General features: G+C 65.9%; 15 protein-coding genes. 10 read left to right on the top strand and 5 right to left on the bottom strand.

What is annotated here, in order from left to right:
* Positions 1-221: 221 nt before the first annotated feature.
* Positions 222-887 (bottom strand): haloacid dehalogenase type II, encoded by a 666-nt coding sequence (locus HCH03_RS05515; protein ID WP_221688685.1) that lies wholly within the window; start codon positions 885-887, stop codon positions 222-224.
* 159 nt (positions 888-1,046) lie between these two features.
* On the bottom strand, positions 1,047-2,477 hold the full coding sequence (locus tag HCH03_RS05510) for an SLC13 family permease (protein ID WP_221688684.1): 1,431 nt from the start codon (positions 2,475-2,477) through the stop codon (positions 1,047-1,049).
* A gap of 388 nt (positions 2,478-2,865) precedes the next feature.
* Between HCH03_RS05510 and HCH03_RS05505 the strand changes: the two genes are divergently transcribed.
* Together HCH03_RS05505 and HCH03_RS05500 are read left to right on the top strand one after the other, a co-directional pair.
* Entirely contained in the window at positions 2,866-4,332 is a 1,467-nt protein-coding gene (locus tag HCH03_RS05505; RefSeq protein ID WP_221688683.1) for an SLC13 family permease, read from the top strand.
* A gap of 125 nt (positions 4,333-4,457) precedes the next feature.
* Positions 4,458-4,976, top strand: coding sequence for a hypothetical protein (locus HCH03_RS05500; protein WP_221688682.1), 519 nt, complete (start codon positions 4,458-4,460; stop codon positions 4,974-4,976).
* 7 nt (positions 4,977-4,983) lie between these two features.
* On the opposite strand, the gene HCH03_RS05495 is transcribed toward HCH03_RS05500, so the two are convergent.
* From HCH03_RS05495 to HCH03_RS05485, 3 genes are all read right to left on the bottom strand, one after another.
* Entirely contained in the window at positions 4,984-6,384 is a 1,401-nt protein-coding gene (locus tag HCH03_RS05495) for a helix-turn-helix transcriptional regulator (protein WP_221688681.1), read from the bottom strand.
* An 89-nt stretch (positions 6,385-6,473) separates the two neighbouring features.
* Complete coding sequence (locus HCH03_RS05490; RefSeq protein WP_185904705.1) at positions 6,474-7,391, bottom strand: sensor histidine kinase; 918 nt, start codon at positions 7,389-7,391, stop codon at positions 6,474-6,476.
* A gap of 110 nt (positions 7,392-7,501) precedes the next feature.
* Positions 7,502-8,197 (bottom strand): response regulator transcription factor, encoded by a 696-nt coding sequence (locus HCH03_RS05485; protein WP_080143833.1) that lies wholly within the window; start codon positions 8,195-8,197, stop codon positions 7,502-7,504.
* A gap of 125 nt (positions 8,198-8,322) precedes the next feature.
* On the opposite strand from HCH03_RS05485, the gene HCH03_RS05480 reads away from it, so the two are divergent.
* From HCH03_RS05480 to HCH03_RS05445, 8 genes are all read left to right on the top strand, one after another.
* Complete coding sequence (locus HCH03_RS05480; protein WP_221688680.1) at positions 8,323-9,102, top strand: type III pantothenate kinase; 780 nt, start codon at positions 8,323-8,325, stop codon at positions 9,100-9,102.
* Positions 9,103-9,602: 500 nt separating this feature from the next.
* The gene (locus HCH03_RS05475) at positions 9,603-11,291 is read left to right on the top strand and encodes a formate--tetrahydrofolate ligase (RefSeq protein WP_221688679.1); all 1,689 of its coding nucleotides are present in this window, start codon (positions 9,603-9,605) and stop codon (positions 11,289-11,291) included.
* Between the two features lie 359 nt (positions 11,292-11,650).
* The gene (locus tag HCH03_RS05470; RefSeq protein ID WP_080143828.1) at positions 11,651-12,262 is read left to right on the top strand and encodes a cyclodeaminase/cyclohydrolase family protein; all 612 of its coding nucleotides are present in this window, start codon (positions 11,651-11,653) and stop codon (positions 12,260-12,262) included.
* Between the two features lie 217 nt (positions 12,263-12,479).
* Positions 12,480-13,352, top strand: a complete 873-nt coding sequence (locus tag HCH03_RS05465; RefSeq protein WP_221688678.1) for a bifunctional 5,10-methylenetetrahydrofolate dehydrogenase/5,10-methenyltetrahydrofolate cyclohydrolase — start codon at positions 12,480-12,482, stop codon at positions 13,350-13,352.
* A gap of 1 nt (position 13,353) precedes the next feature.
* On the top strand, positions 13,354-14,007 hold the full coding sequence (locus HCH03_RS05460; protein WP_221688677.1) for a 4Fe-4S dicluster domain-containing protein: 654 nt from the start codon (positions 13,354-13,356) through the stop codon (positions 14,005-14,007).
* A gap of 4 nt (positions 14,008-14,011) precedes the next feature.
* Positions 14,012-16,492 carry a formate dehydrogenase subunit alpha gene (gene fdhF / locus HCH03_RS05455; protein WP_221688676.1) on the top strand — a complete coding sequence of 827 codons (2,481 nt, stop codon included), beginning with the start codon at positions 14,012-14,014 and terminating at the stop codon, positions 16,490-16,492.
* Complete coding sequence (locus tag HCH03_RS05450; protein ID WP_221688675.1) at positions 16,489-17,205, top strand: 4Fe-4S dicluster domain-containing protein; 717 nt, start codon at positions 16,489-16,491, stop codon at positions 17,203-17,205. Before fdhF ends, HCH03_RS05450 begins: the two co-directional genes overlap by 4 nt.
* Entirely contained in the window at positions 17,202-17,768 is a 567-nt protein-coding gene (locus HCH03_RS05445) for a 4Fe-4S dicluster domain-containing protein (protein WP_221688674.1), read from the top strand. Before HCH03_RS05450 ends, HCH03_RS05445 begins: the two co-directional genes overlap by 4 nt.
* Positions 17,769-17,812: the final 44 nt, after the last annotated feature.

Raw genomic sequence — 17,812 nt, 5'->3', positions numbered from 1 at the left:
GCACGGGATCCTTCGACTCCGGCGGCTCGCGCCGCCTCCGCTCAGGATGACAACGCGGCTGGGTGCATGACAACGGTGGTTTAGCATAGAGGAAAGCGAGTTCCCGGCAAAGTCGTCGAGTATGCTCGACAACATGCCGGGAAACCATGCGAAACGTCGACTATGATCGATAATTTCGACTAATGAAATCGCTTTGTAGCCATGTGACGCCGCGAACGCTGTTATATCCCTTCCACCTGCTCCGCCAGCTCCAGCAGGTTGCCCGCCACGTAGTCCGCGCGCACGCCCAGCTCCTCCGGGGGCAGGTTGCGGCGGTTCAGCCAGCCGACGGTGAAGCCGAACGCCTTGGCGCCGGCCACGTCCCATCCGTTCGAGGACACGAACAGCAGATGCTCCCGCGCGATGCCCAGGTGGTCGACGGCCAGCTGGTACACCTCCGGCCGCGTCTTGAACAGCCCCACCTCGTCGGCGCTCAAGCAGGCGTCCAAATGCTCGTCCAGCCCCGTGCGCGCCACAAGGGGCTCGATCATCCCTAGGTTGCCGTTCGTGAGGATGGCCTTCTTGCGCGCGCCGAACCACGCCATGGCCTCGATGACCTCGGGGTACATCTCCAACTCCAGGTAAGAGGCCATGAGGGGCTCGATCTTTCCCTCGTCGGCCGGCAACCCCAGTTCGGCCAGCGTGTAGCGCAGCGCGTCCTCGGTCACGTGCCAGAAGTCGACGTAGCGCCCCATGAGCGTGCGCAGCCACGAGTACTCCAGCTGCTTCTGCCGCCACAGCCGGCTGATGCCCGCTCCGCTGCCGGGGTATTCCTCGTCGCACTTCCGCTCCACCGAGTACACGTCGTACAGCGTGCCGTACGCGTCGAACGCGATACCCTCTATCATGTCCGTTCCCCTTTCCCCTGACTTCCCCTGACGCGGCCGCCACCGCTGCGGCCCGCATCCATTGTGCGCCGAATCCGATGGCTCATCAAGCGCGAAAAAGACCCGCACCGAAACGATGCGGGCCTTGCAGGCGAACAAACCGCGTTGCGCTGCCGAGAATCAGTACCCCACCATGCTCACGAGCGGAGCTAGGATGGTGGCGTGGAGGATCATCATGGCGATGGTCGGCGCGATGCCGGCCTTGAAGAACTCGCCCATCTTCCACTGGTTGTGCTTGAACGTCATCATGTTGTTGCTGTCCACGCCCAACAGGAACGTCGTGTTGGCGTTGAACGCGATGATGATGGCGAACACGGCGGCCGACACGCCCATGCCCGGACCCATGGCCGCAAGCGGAATGAGGCTGATGGCGATGAGCGCCGGGCCAACCGGGATGATGAGGCGCATGAGCGGCAGTGCCACGGCGGTGGCGGCGATCACGGCGAAGGCCGACACGGCCATCTTGCCCACGGTGGCGCCGAACAGCCAGCTGGCCGCGCCCTGCTCCTTGATGCCGCCCGCGATGGACTGCACGCAGCCGATGAGCAGCACGATGGCCCACTGCACGCTGGCGATGTACTCTTTCCACGTGAGCACGTCGATACCCGGCAGGAAGAACAGCGCCAGGCCCGCGACGGCGATGGCTGTGGCGTCCCAGCCCGTCCAGTTGCTGGCGATCCAGCACACGATCATGAGCGCGAGGATGGCGAGCACCTTCTTGTCGAACATATCGAGCTTGCCCACCGACGCGCCCGACTTCTCGATGGCGAGCATGGTCTCCTCGGAAATGCGGTCCGTCTTGAAGATGAGCGTGACGGACAGCCAGCACACCACCAGCAAAATGATGGCGATGGGCGCGCAGATGATGACCCAGTCGAGGAACGAGATGGTGAAGCCCGCGTTCGCGCCCAGCATGTTCAGCGTCATGATGTTCAGCGCCGAGCCCGCCGGCGTGATCATGCCGCCCATGCACGAGGCGTAGGCGATGCCGATCATGAGCGCCTTGCCCAGGTTGGCGGCGTGCTTCGCGGTGCCGTTCTTCTGCTCGACCTCGATGATGCTGGACATGGCGATGCCCGCGAACAGGGCCGTGCAGGGCAGGTTCGACACGAACGCCGAGATCACGGCCGTTGCCACCATGAACATGAGCACCGTGAGCTTCGCGTTGCCCTTCGTGATGTGCATGAGCGTGAACACGATCTTCGTCGGAATCTTCGTCTTCAGCAGCGCCGACGTGATGCCGAACGACGCCAGGATGAAGAAGATGACGTTGCTGATGAAGTTCGCCCAGACGCCCGGTGTGCCGTTGTACGGGAAGATGCCGAATCCCGGCATGAGGCACATGAGCGCCAGGCCCGAGATGGCCATGGGCACGGGTTCCGTCACCCAGAGCACGATGCCGGACACCATGAGCGCGATGGCCATCTTGCCCGCGTAGGACAGCCCTTCCGGCGTGGGAAGGAAGTGCGCTATCACGATGATGGCGATGGCGACGCCGATAAGCGCTAACCGCTTGCCGAGCGACGTGCCTTGTTGCTTGTTGTCGGACATGAGAATAATCAACCCCCTTGCTTTCCAGTAGGATCCTTGTTCGATCGGAGCTTCGGTCGATCCCCCTTCCTCGATTCCCTGTGCGCGAGCAGCGCGCCTTAGCCGAATGCTCGCGTTCAACTATCCGCCAGCACGCGGGGACGCGAATCGAGTGCCCGTTGCTAAAAGCGCGCGCTCCTATCGAAAAATCCGTATGAAAGGCCCTTTCGAACGGGGTCATACGCTCGGTAGTATGGCGTTCCTGCGCTTTCGCTTCACCTGTCCGATTCGCGCTCGCGGCGTTCACGATATGGTGGGCGCCCAAGCGGGGAGGGGCGGCGAACGCTGCGTGCCGTACATGGCTCGGCGTCGCCTCAACAACCGAAATTGCTTGCAGGGGGTGGTCGCAATGAACGCAGCAGGGAACAACGATGCACGGTGCGGCAATCGGAGCGAGGGCCGTGCCGAACGCGGAAGCGGCGGCGCGTCTTTAGCCAAACGGGCGCTTTGCGTGGCGGTGGCCGTGGTGCTGGTCGCGGCGGCGTGGTTGGGTCCGACGCCCGAGGGGCTTACCGAGGCGGGCAAGATGTCGCTCGCGCTCATGGTGGCGGGCATTTTCCTGTGGGTGACCGAGCCGGTGCCCGTGGCCATAGCGGGCCTCGTCACGATGGTGCTCATGCCGGTGTTCGGCGTTCTGGAGTTCAACGGCGGCGTGTGGAGCGGGTTCATCAGCAGCGTCATCTTCTTCATCTTGGCGTCGTTCGGCATCACGGCGGCGCTGTTGAAGACGAAGCTGCCCACGAAGATCGTGTTCGCGCTCATGCGGCTGACGAAAGGCAACGCGCGGGCCACGGTGTTTGCGTTCATGCTGTCGGCCGCCGTGCTGTCGTTCTTCATCTCCGACCTGCCGTGCACGGCTCTGTTCTCCGGCATCGCGGTGTCGAGCATCCTGAAGATCGAGGGATGCGAGCCCGGCAAGTCCAACCTGGGGCGGGCGCTCATGATCGGCATCACCTACGCGTCGGTGGTGGGCGGGCAGTCCATCCCGTCGGGAAGCGCCATGAACATCATGGCCATGAACGTGCTTTCCGCCAATACCGGCATCACCATCTCGTTTCTCGATTGGACGGCCATCTGCATGCCCATCGCGCTCGTGCTGCTGGTGGTGTGCTGGCTGTCGGTGACGCTCGTGTTCCGCCCGGAACCCATCTCGGCGACCACCATGGCCCGCATCGAGGAAAAAGGGCGCGCGGTGGGCAAGCTGGAGGCGCTCGATTGGAAGGTGCTCGGCATCATGGGCGTGACGTTCGCGCTGTGGATCGCCAGCAACTGGACCGGGTGGGACGCCACGGCCATCGCGGTGCTGTGCCTCGTGCTGTTCTTCCTGCCGGGACTCGACGTGCTCACGTGGCGCGAGTACACGGCGTCGGTGTCGTGGAACATCGTGCTGCTCATCGGTTGCGTGCAGTCGCTGTCGGGCGGCGTGAAGGAGCAGGGGGCGGCCAGCTGGCTGTTCGGCTCCACGGTGGGCAAGCTCGCCGTGAGCGGCGCGGCCATCGTGGGCGCCACGGCGGCGCTGCTGCCGCTGCTGCGGCTGGTCATTCCCGTGGGGCCGGCGTTCATCGCCATCTGCCTCATCCCGCTGGCTTCGATGTCGGCGGCGTTCGGCGTGAGCCCCGTCGTGTTCACGGTCATCGTGGCGGTGAACGCGTCCACGACGTTCCTCATGGGCGTGGACAGCAACAATATGCTGTCGTTCCGGCACGGGTACTGGAAGATGGTCGATTTCTTCAAGGCGGGCGTGCTGCCCACCGCCGCCATGATGGCGCTGCATGCCACCGTGCTCGCGCCGCTCGTGGCCGCGGTGGGATACTGAGCGCCGCGAGCTTCGCGCGCGACGGACTCTTTCTGCGCGTTTCCGCCGCCACATGCCATGGACAGCACGCCAGAAAGGTGGGACAATCGCCTGCGACGCCGCGTCCCTCCGAAGGAAGATGCCCGATGACGAAAAAACTTCTCGCGCTCCCCGTAATCGCCGCCTTGTGCCTCGCCCTGGCAGGTTGCGGGGGTCTGGCCAACTCGACGCAGGCCGCAGCCTATCCCGACGACAAGCTCATCGCCCAGCGAGGGGACACCTACACCGCCGTGCAGTGGACGGGCAACCCTCCCGACGAGATGAGCGTTGGCGAGTTCACCGGAACGAAGGCCTGGCTGCGCCTCTCCGTCCCCGAAGGTGGCGGAGAGCTTGCCATCGACTACGACCAAGCCGTCACCGCGGGCGACTTCAAAACCGTGCTCGCGAAGTACGACGAACGCGTGGAGGTTGTCTGCGAGGGAACGGATGCCGGAGCGCGAACCTTCGCCCTCGAGCCGGGCGACTACGCCGTGAAGGCCGTGGGCCTCAAGGCCGCCGCGCGCCTCGCCACCCAGATCAGGGCCTCGGAGGGCGTAACCGCCATGCTTCCGGGCGACGCGCTCGACGGCGACGAGCCCGTGACCTTGGAGCCGCTGGCCGCCTGAGCAGGTTCTACTGGTACACGATCTCCGTGGAGTCCACGATGCTGATGAGCTCCTGCTGCGAGTTGATGCCCATCTTCTGGTAGATATGGTACACGTGCGTTTTGGCCGTGTACGCCGAGATGTTCAGCTCGTCGGCGATGAACTGGGCGTTGCGGCCCTTCGCCAGGTAGTACAGGATCTCCTGCTCGCGGTTGGACAGCTTGTAGGTCTGCGCCGCCTGGTTGCAGCGCTGCTTGAAGTAGCCGCCCTCCACGATCTCGCCCTTCACGGTCTTGTCGGCGAACGTGTTGTCCTTGAAGGGCACGAAGGCCGCCAACAGCGCCAAGGCCAGCAGTAGGCCGAGCGCCAGGTAGGGGACGTAGGCGAACAGGTTCGGGTTCGTGTGCTCGATGATCATGCACGCGATCCAGCTCACGATCATGCCAACCGGAAGCACCAGCTGGCCGCGCGCTATGCGCCAAAACGGCGAGGGATGGCCGCTCGCAAAGCCCACGAGCGCGCTCATGTTCGAGAAATCCAGATACACGTACACGCCCACGATGAACAAACAGCACGCCAGCATGAGGTTCGGCCCGAGGAACGCAAGTCCGAGAAATCCCACCACCAACAGCAGCAGCGACAGCTTCTCGGCAGTGCCAAACGTCAGGTACCGCTTCACCAACACGCTCAATGCCAAATGCAGACCCGCTCCGCAGGCGATGGCTGCTGCGACGGCCAGCGGATTCACGGCGTCCAGGTTCGCGCACAGCAAGTACAGCGCGATGCCGAACAACGCGCCGAACACGGCCACGGTGAACCCGGTGAGCGGGAACAAACGCGTTTGCTCGAGCGGGGCCTCGGGCTCCTGCTCGCTGCCCACGATGTGGGTGCGCACGTAATGGAACACCGCGAGGGACGCCAGCGGTAGCAGCACGAGCGCCACGTCGCCGTAGGGCGGCCTCAGCTCGCACGCGAACAGGTAGAGCACGGCGCCCGCCAAGGCGCTGGCCGACAGATATGCTCCCACGTCCTTCTGCCAACCTACCATGAACACCTTGGGCCATAGCAGGAAGATGAGCGAGAACCCGCAACCGGCTAGAAACCATGCCACCGCGAACGCCGTCGTGGACACGGGCAGGTAGTGGGCCATGATATTGAACAGACCGAACGGCAGCGTGAGCAGTGCGGCCGCTCCGGGCAGCGGGTCGCGTTCCGTGCGGTTGAACAGGTTGCGCTTCGCGTACACCAGCAGCATGGCGGCCACCATGCCCACCAGAAACGCCAGCTTCAGGTACAGCGACGCCTCCTTGCCGGCATGCTCGGCCGGGTATGGGCTCAACAGTGCAAAGTAGAACCAAGCCCAGAAGCAGGCAAGGCCCGCGGAGGCCACAGGAAGCATGGTTCGCACGTGTGCTTTTTTAACCTTCATGTGGAGTCTTCCTCTTTGGTTTTTTCGGAATTGAGATTCCATTATAGACGAACGGTCCGCCGTTCGGCGATGCGCGATATCGCTTTCCGCTACGCCGTGTTGCTCGGGATCGACGGGATGGCCACGATGAAGCAGGCTCCTCCGTCGGGCAGGTTGATGGCTTCCACCGTACCGTCGTGCGCCTCGGCTATCGACTTCACGATGGCCAGCCCCAGCCCCGTGCCGCCCGTGCCGCGGCTGCGCGAGGCGTCGGTGCGGTAGAAGCGGTCGAAGAGCAGCTTGGGATCGACGTCGCCGAAGCCGGGGCCGTCGTCCTTCACGGCCAGGATGGAGTTGCCGCGCAGGCCGAACAGCTCGATCACGATGTGGCCGCCTGGGCTGATGAAGCGGCTCGCGTTCTCCACGAGGTTCGTCACCGCCTGCTTGAGGCGGTCGGGATTGCCCAGCACGTCGGGCGCCTCGCCCACGATCCTCGTGTTGGCCTCGCGGTCGCGCAGGATGGGCTCCAGCGCGTCGAGCACGCTGTGGGCCAGGGCGTTCAGGTTCACGCGCGACAGCTCGAAGGGGGTGTCGTCGTCCTCGATGCGCTGCAGCGCCAGCAGGTCGTTCGTCAAACGGCTCAGCCGCTCGGTCTCCACCACGATGATGGAGCAGAACTTGTCGTGCAGCTCGGGCGGCATGTCGGGATCGAGGAGCATCTCGGCGTTGCCGCGGATGGCGGTGAGGGGCGTGCGCAGCTCGTGGGCCACGTCGCTTACGAAGGCCGACTGGCGATGCTCTTTGAGTGCCAGGTCTATCTGCTGGGACCTTGTCTTCTCCACGAGCAGGTTGATGGTGAGGGCCAGTTCGTCCGCCTCGTGCAAGCGTCCGTCAGGGGCGATCGACACGTCGATGCCCGAGCGCACGGCCTGGGTTTTCTTGACCAGCACGTTGAGCGGTTCGGCAAGGAAGTGCCCGATGACCAAGCTGAGCACGAACGTGATCATGCCTGCGGGAATCAGAAGCAGAAACGCCCTCGGCGTGGTGCCGAGGGCGATGCAGCAAATGAACACGATGAAGGCGCCGGCGAGCAGCATGAGCAGCGTTGCCAGCAAAGAGAAGTATGTTTGCAGTCTTTTTATTGCTTGAACCTGTATCCGTATCCGCGAACCGTCTCCACCAGACCGGGATCGTACCCGGCACCCTCAATCTTATCACGGAGGCGTTTGATGTGGGTGTCGACGGTTTTGGTTTCCGTCAAGTATTCCCAGCCCCATGCGTCGCGCAGCAAGTCCTCGCGCGAAACCACTTTGCCGGCGTTCTTCATAAGGCTGGCGAGCAGCTCGAACTCGCGCGGCGTGAGGTCGATCTCGCCGTGCTCGCCCGACGCCGTGTGGGCGTCTTCGTCGAGCGTGATGCCGCTCGCCGTGATGGCGTGGCTCGCGCCGGGGAAGTCGCCGCCGGAACCGCGGCGCAGCAACGCGCGGACGCGCGCGATGAGCTCGCGCACGCCGAAGGGCTTCGCCAGGTAATCGTCGCCACCTATCTCCAGACCGACGACCTTGTCCAGCTCGGTGTCGCGCGCCGACAGGAACAGCACGGGCACGGTGGTCTTCGAGCGCAACCTGCGGCACAGCTCGTAACCGTCCATGCCGGGCAGCATGATGTCGAGCACGAACAGGTCGTAGGAGTTCTTCGTCGCCAAGGCCAGGGCTTCTTCGCCGTTGTCGACCACGTCGGTGTAGAATCCTTCCTTCTTCAAGGCGTAGCTCACGAATTCCGTGATGGAAGGTTCGTCATCGACGACGAGAATGCGGTTCGGTGTATCGTTCATGTGATACCTTTCTACGAGTGCGTAGTCAGATAGAGGCGGTTAGATGCCCGCTTGGTATAATAATCAATCGAAACTATATCCGTTTGCATCCGTTTCGCCTGCATTCGAGGGGGTTTGTCAAAAACATGTTACTTGCTATCGACGTGGGGAACACCCAAACCGTGGTTGGTGTGTATAACGGCTCGGTACTCGTTCACATGTGGCGCGTGGCTACCAACAAAAACCACACATCTGACGAATTGCGCGCGAAGGTCCTTCCGCTTCTCGTTTCCGAGGGAATCCAGCCCGCCGAGGTGCACGGCGCGGCGCTCGCCTCGGTGGTGCCTCAGCTCACGCAGGCCTGGCGCGCCGCGTTGGGCCGCATGCTGGGCGCCGACGTGCTCGTATGCACGGCCGCGTCCGCCGGTGCCCTGTTCCCCACGACGTACGCCAACCCTGCCGAGATCGGTGCCGACCGCGTGGCCGATGCCGTGGCCGCTCGAGAGCTCTACGGCGCCCCCGTGGTGGTGGTGGACTTCGGCACGGCCACGAACATCGAGGTCATCGACCGAGAGGGGCGGTTCATCGGCGGCGTTATCGCGCCGGGCGTGGACACGAGCGCCGCAGCCCTGTTCTCGCGCGCCACGCGCCTGGCCGCCATCGACCTGGTGGACCCGCACACGGCTATCGGCCGCAGCACCGAGGAGGCCATACAGGCCGGTATCGTATACGGCGAGGCCGACCGGGTGGACGGCTTGGTTCGGCGCATCTTCGCCCAGCTGGGCTACGAGGCTCCCGTGGTGGCCACGGGAGGGCTGGCCCCGCGCGTGGCCGAGCTGTCCGGCACCATCACCGCCATCAATCCCGAGCTGACCCTCGAGGGCCTGCGGCTGATCCACGAGGCGCAGAACGACGGAGCGGCGTAAGGCCATTGGGGAAACGAGGGCTGTTCTATGTTGAACCAGCATTGACATGCGCCCGACCGGGTTGTCATCCTGAGCATGCAACAGTCCACTGGGCTGCCGAACGCTCCGCTCGCTCAGGATGACGATGCGCTGGCTTGGGAATGTCAACAGTGGTTTAGTAGGGCTGTTTTCTGCTAAAAAATGTCGTTTGTGAACGAATTATCGGCGCATTTTAAATATTACTAATATGGTAATTTTATAAAATGCCTGATGAAGCCAATGCCGTTTTTATTATTCTCAATAAAGATCGTTCACAAACGTCATTTTTTAGCAGAAATCACCCATCAGCCACAAATACCAGCGGAAACCGGAAGCGTCTCTCCCGATTGCTGGCATTTGATGGCCCTTGCGGGAAAAAGGGTGGTCGCGGCGGGCAAAACCAGTAGAATGCAAGCAGACGTGAGAAGGGGGCGGGCGGCGGCTTTCCCCCTTTCGGAAGCCGACGAACGGGAGGGCCCGACGTGTTGAGCGACATCGAAATTGCCCAGGCGGTCGAACCGCAGCCTATCAGCGCCATCGCCGAGAAGGCGGGCGTGCCGGAATCGTATCTGGAGATGTACGGCACCAACAAGGCGAAGGTGGACTACAACTTGCTCAAGGACGTGGAGCACACGCCCGGCAAGCTCATCCTGGTCACGGCCATCAACCCCACGCCGGCCGGCGAGGGCAAGACCACCACGACGGTGGGCTTGGCCGACGCGCTGGCGAAGCAGGGCAAGAACGTGGTGGTGGCGCTGCGCGAGCCGTCGCTCGGCCCCGTGTTCGGCATCAAAGGCGGCGCGGCCGGCGGAGGGTACGCCCAGGTCATCCCCATGGAGGACATCAACCTGCACTTCACGGGCGACTTCCACGCCATCGGTGCGGCCAACAACCTGCTGGCGGCGCTGCTGGACGCGCACATCCACAACGGCAACGAGCTGGGCATCGACGTGCGCAAGATCACGTGGAAGCGCGTGGTGGACATGAACGACCGCCAGCTGCGCAACATCGTGGATGGCCTGGGCGGCAAGGCCCACGGCGTGCCGCGCGAAGACGGTTTCGACATCACGGTGGCTTCCGAGGTCATGGCCATCTTCTGCCTGGCCACCTCCATCACCGACCTCAAGGAGCGCCTCGGCCGCATCGTGGTGGGCTACACCTACGACGACAAGCCGGTCACGGCGCACGACCTGCACGCCGAAGGCGCCATGACGGCGCTGCTCAAAGACGCGCTCAAGCCGAACCTTGTGCAGACGCTCGAGGGCACGCCGGCGTTCGTGCATGGCGGCCCCTTCGCCAACATTGCGCACGGCTGCAACTCCATCATGGCCACGCGCATGGCCATGGCGCTGGGCGACTACTGCGTGACGGAGGCCGGATTCGGCGCCGACCTGGGCGCGGAGAAGTTCCTCGACATCAAGTGCCGTCTGGCCGGCCTGAAGCCCGACGCGGTGGTCGTGGTGGCCACGGTGCGCGCGCTCAAGAACCACGGCGGCGTGGCGAAGGCCGACCTCAACGAGGAGAACCTGGAGGCGCTGGAAGCGGGCCTGCCGAACCTGCTGCAGCACGTGGAGAACATCACGCAGGTGTATCATCTGCCGTGCGTGGTGGCCATCAACGCGTTCCCCACGGACACGCCGGCGGAGCTCAAGCTGGTGGAGGACAAGTGCCGCGAGCTGGGTGTGAACGTGGCCCTGTCCGAGGTGTGGGCGAAGGGCGGCGAGGGCGGCCAGGCGCTGGCAACCGAGGTGGTGCGCCTGTGCGACGAGGGCGACGCCGAGGGCCGCAACGCGAGCACGTTCGAGTTCTCCTACGACGACGACCTCTCGCTGGCCGAGAAGATCGGGACAATAGCCAAGCGCATCTACCACGCCGACGGCGTCGTGTTCGAACCGGCTGCGAAGAAGGAACTCGCGCAGCTCGAGTCGCTCGGCTTCGGCGGCATGCCCGTGTGCATGGCCAAGACCCAGTACTCGTTCAGCGACGACGCGTCGAAGCTGGGCGCGCCGCGCGGCTTCACGGTGACGGTGCGCCAGGTGAAGGTGTCCGCCGGTGCCGGCTTCGTGGTGGCGCTCACCGGTTCGATCATGACCATGCCGGGCCTGGGCAAGACCCCCGCCGCCTTCAAGATCGACGTCGACGAGACGGGGAAGATCTCAGGGTTGTTCTAAGCTCCGTCGGTCTGCCGGCCGCCGGAGTGGGTCGGCCGTTCCAAGGGCGGTGATGTTCGCAATGACGAACATCACCGCCCTTTTTGTCTGAAATAGGAGACGTTGCCAAGGCGATGCGAGAAGGGGAGCTCCCTTTCGTCGCTCCTCAGAAGCGAGACTCGTGCCGCGCGAAACCGCATTGCGCAGTGGTTTTCCGACTGCGCCGGAATGGGTAATATGTGCCCCGGGGGGGGGGTGCTCAACCCTGTTTTCAAGGGCATTAAGTTCGTGCGCGTTTCGCGGGTCGCTTGGCGCTTGCTGCGGCGGTGTCGTATCATGGCAGGCGATGACTCGATCGAACCGCGCAGAGAGGAACCGTGATGGATACGACTTTCATCGACGAGCTGGCCAGCGCCGCGCCCACGCCGGGCGGCGGCGGGGCGGCGGCTTACGCGGGGGCGCTGGCCTCGGCGCTCGCCTCCATGGTGGGGAACCTCACGGTGGGGAAGAAAACCTACGCGGCGGTCGAGGGCGAGGTGCAGGACGCGCTGGCGGCGCTCGCCGAGCTGCGAGGGCGTCTGCTCGACCTCATAAACGAGGACGCGCGCGCGTTCGAGCCCTTGGCGGCGGCCTACCGCATGCCGAAGGACACGCCGGAAGAGCTCGCCGCCAAGCAGGCGGCCGTGCAGGCGGCGCTCGGCGGAGCGTGCGAGGCGCCGCTCGCCATCATGCGCGCCTGCGCCGATGTGCTCGAACAGGCCGATTTCCTCGCGCGCAACGGCAGCAGGCTCGCGGTGTCCGATGCGGGGGCGGCGGCGACGCTGGCGTGCTCGGCCATCGTGGCGGCCAGCCTCAACGTGTACATCAACGTGGCGTCGCTCGAGGACGAGAACCTGGCTGCGCGGTTCCGCGACGAGGCAGACGAGCTCGTCGAGCGGGGTAATTCCCGCGCCGACGAAACGCTCGAGTACGTCATGGCGCACATAGGGTAAAATCGTCCTTTCGCAAGCACCTGAGGCAAGCACCTGAGATTGCATCGAAAAGCTCCGGAAGAGCGTGACGGTACTGATTGAATAGTAGGGCAAGGGCTCTGCCCTTGCCGCTCGACAGGCAGCGTTTTCGCAGGTTGCCGACAAGGACGGAGCCTCGTGCCCGCCGAAAGCGTCGCAAGAGGGCTTCCGATACGCCTCCATGGCGGGAAAGGCGCATATGGCTGAACAATTGAGGGGAAAGCTCGTGGTCGAGCGCATCGCCGCCGACCTCGCTCCGCGCATCGAGGCGCTCGGACGCGCCGACGTCGTGCCCACGCTTGCCATCGTGCGTATGGGCGAACGCCCCGACGACTTGTCCTACGAGCGCACGGCGAAGAAGCGCGCCGAGTCGCTCGGCATTGCCGTGCGGTCGGTCGTGCTCGAAGAATTCGCCCCGCAAGAGGCGCTCGAAGCGGCGTTGCACGAGGTGAACCACGATCCCTCCGTCCACGGTTGCCTGCTGTTCCGTCCGCTGCCGGCGTTCATCGACGACGCGCGCGCCTGCGAAGTGCTCGATCCGCGCAAGGACATCGACGGCATCACGCTCGCGTCGCTCGCGGCTGTGTTCACCGACGGGCACGCGGGCTTCCCACCGTCCACGGCCGCCGCGTGCATCGAGATGCTCGAGCACTACGGCGTGCCGCTCGAGGGCAGGCGCGTGGTGGTGGTGGGGCGCAGCCTGGTGGTGGGCAAGCCGGTGTCCATGATGCTGCTGCGCCGCAACGCCAGCGTCACCATCTGCCATTCGCGCTCGAACGACCTTGCGGGCATCTGCCGCGCGGCCGACGTCGTCATCTGCGCCACCGGGCGCGCCCGCGCGTTCGGCGCCGACTTCTTCTCGCCCGGCCAGACGGTGCTCGATGTGGGCATCAACTTCGACACGCACGGCAACCTGTGCGGCGACGTGGACTTCGACCAGGTGGAGCCCATCGTGGGTGCCATCACGCCCGTGCCGGGCGGCATCGGCACCGTCACCACGTCCATGACCATGGCCCATACCGTGGCGGCCGCCGAGCGCGCGCTCGCGGCGCGCGACGGGGAAGGGCGCTAGCGTGCGCGGAGCCTATCCCACCAGCCGCAAGCTTGTCATCGCTGATCCCGGCACGTGCATCGGCTGCAAAACCTGCATGGCCGCATGCCTCATGCGCCACGACGTGCCGAACGACGTGCCCGTTCCGCGCCTCACGCTCGTCACCACGCGCACGATATCCGCACCGGTGGGCTGCCACCACTGCGCCGAGGCCCCGTGCGCCGACGCATGCCCCACCGGGTGCCTCTACACCGACGACGAGCACGTGGGCGTGCACCCGGACAAGTGCATCGGCTGCCGCAACTGCGTGTTGGCCTGCCCCTACGGCGCGGTGGACATCGTCACCCGCCCCGCGCCCCCCGAGCCGGAAGCCGCGTCAGAACAGGTGCCCGCCACATGCGCCGCAGAGGAGGCCAAAGCTCCCAAACCCAGCGCGCGCGACCGCGCGAAGGCGAAGAAGCGGCGCCGCAAGCTGTCGACGGTCGTCAAGTGCGATCTGTGCGTCGACCACGCGGACGGCCCGGCATGCGTGGCCGCCTGCCCCACGAAGGCCCTGCGCCTCATTGATCCGCAGATGCTGGAGCGCGGCAAGCAGGCCAAGCGGAAAGCCGCCGCTCGCGCCGCGGCGGCCTACAGCACCATCGAGCTCAACGCAGACCTAGACGAGGGGGAGTAGCCTCATGGAGAAGCATATGGCGGTGTGCCCGTACTGCGGCGCCGGCTGCAAAATGAACCTGGTGGTGGAAAACGGCCTGGTCATCGAGGCGGAGGGCTTGGACGGCGTCACGAACGAGGGCGAGCTGTGCCTGAAGGGCCTCTACGGCTACGACTTCATCAACGACACGCGCATCCTCACCCCGCGCATCTACCACCCCATGATCCGCCGCCAGAAGGGCGCGCCGCTCGAGCGCGTGAGTTGGGACGAGGCGCTCGACTTCACCGCCTCCCGCCTGCGCGCCATCATCGAGGAGAGCGGGCCGGAGGCCGTCATGCTCACCGGCTCTTCGCGCGGCGCCGGCAACGAGGCGAACTTCGTCATGCAGAAGTTCACGCGCGCGTGCCTGGGCACGAACAACATCGACAACTGCGCGCGCACCTGCCACGCGGCCAGCGTCATCGGCCTCATGGAGTGCGTGGGGTCGGGCGCCATGAGCGTGAGCATCCCCGTGCTGGAGCGCACGGACTGCATCCTGCTCATCGGCTACAACCCGGCGGCCAGCCACCCCATCGTGGCGCGCCGCATCGTGAAGGCGAAGGAGCGCGGCGCCGACCTCATCGTGTGCGACCCGCGCGTCATCGAGTCCGCCCGCATCGCCGACCTCTACCTGCCGCTGGAGAACGGCTCGAACCTGGCGCTCGTGAACGCGCTGGCCTACACCATCATCGACGAGGACCTGGCCGATTGGGACTTCATCGACAACTGCACCGAGGGCTTCGACGCGTGGTGGGAAGTGGTGCAGGAGTACGCGCCCGAGGACGTGGCCGACGTCACGGGCCTCGCGCCCGAGCTCATTCGCCATGCCGCCCGCCGCTATGCCAAGGCCCCCTCGGCCGTGGTGGGCTGGGGCATGGGCGTGACCCAGCAAGCGCAGGGCGTGCAGACCGTGCGCGCCATCGCGGCGCTCGCGCTCATCACGGGACACATCGGCCGCCCGAACAGCGGCCTCGCTCCCGTGCGCGGGCAGAACAACGTGCAGGGCTCGTGCGACATGGGCATGTGGCCGAGCCTCTACCCCGGCTACCAGCGCGTGGACGACCCGGCCGTGCGCGCGAAGTTCGCCGCCGCGTGGGGCGTTCCCGAGGAGCGCCTGTCGCTCGAGGAGGGCTGGAAGCTCACCGACCTGCCGCACGGCGTGGCCGAGGGGAAGATCCGCGCGTTCTACAACTTCGGCGAGGACCCGCTGCAAACCGAGCCGGACACGGCGCAGATGCGGAAAACGCTGGAAGGGCTCGACCTGCTCATCAGCCAGGACATCTTCATGACGCAGACCACCGCGCTGGCCGACGTCGTGCTGCCCGCCACGTCGTGGGGCGAGCACGACGCCGTGTACACCGCGTCCGACCGCTCGTTCCAGCTCACCACCGCCGCGCTGCCGCCGAAGGGCGAGTGCCGCCACGACTGGGAGATATTCGCCGACCTGTCCACGCGCATGGGCTATCCGGTGCGCTATGAGAGCACGCGCGAGATATGGGACGAGGTGCGCTCGCTTTGCCCGCAGTTCGCCGGCGCCACCTATGAGAAGATGGCGGGGCTCGGCTTCGCCCAGTGGCCCATCTACGCCGAGGCGGGGGACGATCCCGACAACCACGGCACGCCCGAGCTGTACGCCGGCGGCGCGTTCACCACGCCCGACGTCAAGGGGCATCTGCAGGCGGCGCACTGGCGCCCGCCCACCGAGGAGCCCGACGAGCGCTACCCGCTCGTGCTGTGCACGGTGCGCGAGGTGGGGCACTACTCCTGCCGCTCGATGACTGGCAATTGCAAGGCGCTGGCCGCGCTGGCCGACGAGCCCGGCTACGTGAGCATGAGCCCGGCCGACGCCGAGGCGCGCGGCATCGAGGAGGAGGAGCTGGTGCAGGTGACGTCGCGCCGCGGGAAGATCGTCGCGCGCGCGGCCATCGACGAGCGCATCAACGACGGCGCCGTGTACATGACCTACCAATGGTGGGTGGGCAAGTGCAACGAGCTCACGCTGCACGCGGTGGACGGCGAGTCGGGCACCCCCGAGGACAAGTACAGCGCCTGCCAGGTGGAGGCCATCGCCGACCAACGCGGAGCCGAGGAGCGCATTGCGGAAGCATACGCCGAGCTCAAGTCCCGCCTAGCCGCTGAAGCCGACTGCCAGAACCCGCCCGAGCCCGAGGCGCTGGAATCAACAGCGGGCGCGGCCGATCACCCCCTTGCCACCCCGAGCGAAGTTGATGCGGCCGGTGCGGTGCCTGCCGCCATCCCGAGCAAGGGTGGCGCGGCCGACAGCCCTTCTGTCATCCTGAGCGAAGGCGGCGCAGCCGCCGTAGTCGAAGGATCCCGTGCGGCGACAGCGAACAACTCCTCGGATCCCGCCAACCCCGCCTCTCCGCCCGCCGCGTTCGCCCCGCATGAGGCCGAAGTCGCGGGCCGCGCGCTCTACGCGGACGGCGAAGAGGAGACGCTCGTATGAACCGCTTCGTCGTGTCCGACCCGTCGCGCTGTATCGGCTGCGGCGCGTGTCGGGTGACGTGCAGCGAAGCGCACCGCAAGCGCGCGCTGCGCCCGGCGTCGCGCATCTCGCTCGTGAAGACGCGAGACGTGTCGGCCGCGGTCACCTGCCACCAATGCGAGGGCGCCCCGTGTCTGTCAGTGTGTCCGGAAGGCGCCATCTCCCAAGAGGGCGACCGCTTGCAAGTGGACGAGGCCCGCTGCACGGGCTGTCTCTTGTGTGCGCTCGTCTGCCCGTTCGGCGCCGTGTACCCTTCGGCTCCTTCGACGGCGCACGTGAAGGCCGCGCCGTACAGCCGCGCGTCGTCGGCGCGCTCCGCGGGCCTGCTGCGCCAGAAGGAGACGGGCGCGTACACGAGCGTGGTGGTGTGCGACCTGTGCGCGAAGGCACCCGACGGCCCTCGCTGCATCGCCGCCTGCCCCACGAAGGCGTTGTCGCTGATGGACGAAGGCGCGCTCGGCCATCTGGCGCGCGAGCGCCGCATCGACGCCATCGAGAAGACGAGCATTGCCATGCAGGGCGCGACCGAGCTGCGCGAGCTGCTGGCGGCCGAGGCCGCTCTTGGAACGGGCGTGGTCCGCGATCGCGAAGATGCGCCCCGCGACGATGCGCAAGGGGAAGCGGCCTGCGGCGAGGCTTGCGCGCCCCGCGACAAGACGGAGGTGCTCCCATGAGCCCGCTGAAGCCGCGCGTGCCGAACCCCATCTCGCAGGGTGCGTCCCGCGCCGTCCGTCCGCATGGCGCGGCGGGCGGAAACGGCATCGGGGCGCCCGCCGTCCCGCAAGGCAAGCCGCATCACGACTTCGGCCGCTGCATCGCCTGTGCCGCTTGCGCGGTGGCCTGCGACACGAGTGCCATCCGCATTTTCGTGGACGAGGACGAGGGCATGCTCGTGTGGACGCTCGACCTCACCGACTGCACATGGTGCGGTCGGTGCGCTGCCGTGTGCCCCACGGGGGCCATGGGCCTGGTGGCCGACAGTGCCTGCCGCCCGGCCGCGTTTGCCGACGACCCCGAGCCCCCGAAGCGTTGCCTGTTCGCCTTGCGCGAGTGCGCCTCGTGCGGCCGCTACTACGCCACGAACAAAGAGGTGGAGTACGCCAGCTCCCTGCTCGAGCAGGAGGAAGGCAACGCCGACGCCGCCCGTGCCCTCGCCCTCACCGGCATCTGCCCCGACTGCAAGCGCACCCACGACGCCAAAGCCGCCGGACGCCGCGCCGGCATGAAGCGTGCATAACCCGTACTGTATTAGGTTTAATTTAGAATAATACAATCTGGATA

The sequence above is a fragment of the Gordonibacter massiliensis (ex Traore et al. 2017) genome (assembly GCF_019731765.1).
Lineage (GTDB): Bacteria > Actinomycetota > Coriobacteriia > Coriobacteriales > Eggerthellaceae > Gordonibacter > Gordonibacter massiliensis.
The sequence above is the reverse complement of the archived record's forward strand: the minus strand, read 5'-3'. Positions and strand labels throughout refer to the sequence as shown.

Excerpts from the sequence above, each read along its gene's own strand:
- HCH03_RS05495 (WP_221688681.1), bottom strand. The coding sequence starts at position 6,384 with ATGAAGGTTAAAAAAGCACACGTGCGAACCATGCTTCCTGTGGCCTCC.
- HCH03_RS05485 (WP_080143833.1), bottom strand. The coding sequence starts at position 8,197 with ATGAACGATACACCGAACCGCATTCTCGTCGTCGATGACGAACCTTCC.
- HCH03_RS05510 (WP_221688684.1), bottom strand. The coding sequence starts at position 2,477 with ATGTCCGACAACAAGCAACAAGGCACGTCGCTCGGCAAGCGGTTAGCG.
- HCH03_RS05505 (WP_221688683.1), top strand. The coding sequence starts at position 2,866 with ATGAACGCAGCAGGGAACAACGATGCACGGTGCGGCAATCGGAGCGAG.
- HCH03_RS05500 (WP_221688682.1), top strand. The coding sequence starts at position 4,458 with ATGACGAAAAAACTTCTCGCGCTCCCCGTAATCGCCGCCTTGTGCCTC.
- HCH03_RS05465 (WP_221688678.1), top strand. The coding sequence starts at position 12,480 with ATGGCTGAACAATTGAGGGGAAAGCTCGTGGTCGAGCGCATCGCCGCC.
- HCH03_RS05515 (WP_221688685.1), bottom strand. The coding sequence starts at position 887 with ATGATAGAGGGTATCGCGTTCGACGCGTACGGCACGCTGTACGACGTG.
- HCH03_RS05445 (WP_221688674.1), top strand. The coding sequence starts at position 17,202 with ATGAGCCCGCTGAAGCCGCGCGTGCCGAACCCCATCTCGCAGGGTGCG.
- HCH03_RS05470 (WP_080143828.1), top strand. The coding sequence starts at position 11,651 with ATGGATACGACTTTCATCGACGAGCTGGCCAGCGCCGCGCCCACGCCG.
- fdhF (WP_221688676.1), top strand. The coding sequence starts at position 14,012 with ATGGAGAAGCATATGGCGGTGTGCCCGTACTGCGGCGCCGGCTGCAAA.
- HCH03_RS05450 (WP_221688675.1), top strand. The coding sequence starts at position 16,489 with ATGAACCGCTTCGTCGTGTCCGACCCGTCGCGCTGTATCGGCTGCGGC.
- HCH03_RS05480 (WP_221688680.1), top strand. The coding sequence starts at position 8,323 with ATGTTACTTGCTATCGACGTGGGGAACACCCAAACCGTGGTTGGTGTG.